We start from the raw sequence: 1,645 nt of genomic DNA on the forward strand, positions 1-1,645 counted from the left end.
ACCGCCGGACGGCTACGGGCGGTCGGCTGCCCGGGGAGCGTGGCCGCGCCGCCGTTCCCCGCCCCCGCGGCGGTGGCCGGCCGAGGGGGAGCCGCCGGGCGGTGGGTGGCGGCGACCAGGCCCGCGGCGGCCAGCCGGCGCAGGTCCACCAGGGTGTGGAACGCCGGGCGGCCCAGCTCGCGGGCTATGTCGGTGGCCGTCCGCCGGCCGTCGACCAGGTCCAGGATCGCCTGCCGCCTCGCGCAGACCGGCCCGGGCCGGTCCGCGCGGACGGCGGTCAGCGGGGCGGTGTCGGTCGACGGGTCCGGCCAGATGCGGTTCAGCAGCGAACGCCGCCGCATCGTCTCCCGTTCCAGCGCGGAGACGGGGACCGGCCGCACGTGGCCCATCCAGTGCCAGGCGCCGTAGCGGAAGTGGCCGGGCGCGCTGCTGGGGGCGAGGGCGAAGTAGGCGGCGTCGAAGAGGGTGCCCAGGTGGCAGAGCTCCAGCTGGCCCTGGGAGAGCATGCCCTGCGATATCAGCGTCCGGCCCACCGGCCGCTCCGGGTCGGCCTCCGCGCCCTCCACGGCCCGCTGCCACCCCTCCGCGTCGACCGCGCCGCCGGCGGTGAGCAGCACGTCGATGCCGGGGGTGGCCGGGCTCTCGGCGTGCACCACCCGGCCCTCGGACAGGTAGAGCGTGCCGCGCTCGCGGACCAGGACGCCGGTGGCGTGCTCGGCGGCCAGCCGGTTCAGCATCGGCGAGACGCTGCCCCACGGGCGCTGCCGGGCGTCCGAGGGGTCACGCACCGGGAGGCGCGGCGGGGGCGTGTCCACGGGCGTCATCCGAGCACCAGCCGCCCGGCCAGGTCGCCCAGGCGGATCCGGGCCAGTGCCAGGTTGCCCTCGTCGCGGTCGAGCCAGAGGTGGAGGAAGACGCTGCTCTCGTAGGTGGCCCGCAGGAACCGCAGGACGTGGTAGCTGTCCCGGTTGCTGATGATGACGTCCTCCACCGGCGGCCGGGCGCCGTCCCAGCCCGCGCCCCCGCCGGGGGCGAAGGCGCCGTGCTCGGCGGCGAGCCGGGCGAGTTCGGCGGCCTCGGCGGCGGCGGTGTCGTGGTCCTCGCCGCCGGGCGGGTCGCCGACCGTGCCGAGGGGAAGTCCGCTGGTCCAGTCGACCAGGGCGGCGCCCCTCGCCCCGGGCAACCGCATGACTTCCAGAAGACACTCGTCGATTCCGGGCATGCGTGGCCCCCTCCACCTGGTGTTCGGGCGAACGACGGAGAGGTTACGCATGTTCGCGGAGAGTAGTGGGGGTTCTGGCATTTTCACGCGGAACATGCCCGGCGCGGACTATGGTGGGTCGACTGGGCCGCCCCACGGCCGGATCGCCCCACTTCCTCCCCGGCCGGCAGCCCGACGCACCACACCTCCCCGCGGCCTCGCGCGGGCCCCCCTCCGCGGGCCCGGCGGCCACCTTCCGCAGCCCCTGCGACCCACCGCGCCACGGCGCCGCGCAGTCCTTGACCCGCTCCGCCCGCGGGCAGCCGTGCCGCGGGGGCGGCGGGCAGCCCGAGCACCGGTCCGTTCTGTCTGCGGGCAGTCGTGCCGCCAAGGGCGGCACGGGTGGGCGCAGGCCTCACGTGCGCTCGCGGCGGTTCGCTCCGT

The 1,645-nt window shown here is 77.0% G+C and carries 2 protein-coding genes; both read right to left on the reverse strand.

Features of this window, described 5'->3' with window-relative positions; translation table 11 throughout:
* A partial coding sequence (locus A2U95_RS12785; RefSeq protein WP_240957297.1) for a DUF4388 domain-containing protein occupies nt 1–824 on the reverse strand: 824 nt, incomplete at its 3' end.
* Complete coding sequence (locus tag A2U95_RS12790; protein ID WP_166022244.1) at nt 821–1,222, reverse strand: hypothetical protein; 402 nt, start codon at nt 1,220–1,222, stop codon at nt 821–823. The genes A2U95_RS12790 and A2U95_RS12785, both read right to left, overlap by 4 nt.
* Between the last annotated feature and the right edge of the window lie 423 nt (nt 1,223–1,645).

Origin of the sequence: Streptomyces chilikensis, from assembly GCF_001642695.1 — a bacterium.
GTDB lineage: Bacteria > Actinomycetota > Actinomycetes > Streptomycetales > Streptomycetaceae > Streptomyces > Streptomyces chilikensis.

Excerpts from the sequence above, each read along its gene's own strand:
- A2U95_RS12790 (WP_166022244.1), bottom strand. The coding sequence starts at position 1,222 with ATGCCCGGAATCGACGAGTGTCTTCTGGAAGTCATGCGGTTGCCCGGG.